1 protein-coding gene is annotated in these 387 nt (G+C 49.4%); it reads right to left on the bottom strand.

Going from position 1 to position 387, the window contains the following annotated elements:
* Window positions 1-387 (bottom strand): sigma D regulator (gene rsd, locus GV819_RS32845; RefSeq protein WP_161760139.1); only part of this gene is annotated, 387 nt, incomplete at both ends.

The following is a 387-nucleotide window of genomic DNA, read 5'->3' as shown; positions in this document are numbered from 1 at the left end:
ATCAGACAGTCTTCGAGTTCAAACCGCTCATGTAGCAGCTCTCCAAGCACCTGGAATTTCGCCGCCAGCTTTTCGCAGTCCGGACGGTGGTCCTTGCCATCGCATTGGTCGTTAAAATCCAGCGCTGCTTGTGTAATGGCTTCAAGTCTTGGGTAAATGGTACTGGCGACTTCAAGGCCTTTATCGTCTTCGAACGCTTTGGCTTCGTCGTTCAGTTGCTCATAAATTTCGAAATGGCCTGCCGAAACGTAATCTACCAATACCTGGCAAAACTCCTTTTGGGTTTTACGCTTGGGATTGGAAGACCTTTGCTCTACATCGACGGCATCGTAAGCCTTCACAAGTTCGCGGCGCTCATGCAACCAGTTATCAATTAGCTTGTGGACG

It is taken from the genome of Pseudomonas sp. Fl5BN2 (assembly GCF_009908205.1).
In the GTDB taxonomy this organism is placed as follows: domain Bacteria; phylum Pseudomonadota; class Gammaproteobacteria; order Pseudomonadales; family Pseudomonadaceae; genus Aquipseudomonas.
The sequence above is the reverse complement of the archived record's forward strand: the minus strand, read 5'-3'. Positions and strand labels throughout refer to the sequence as shown.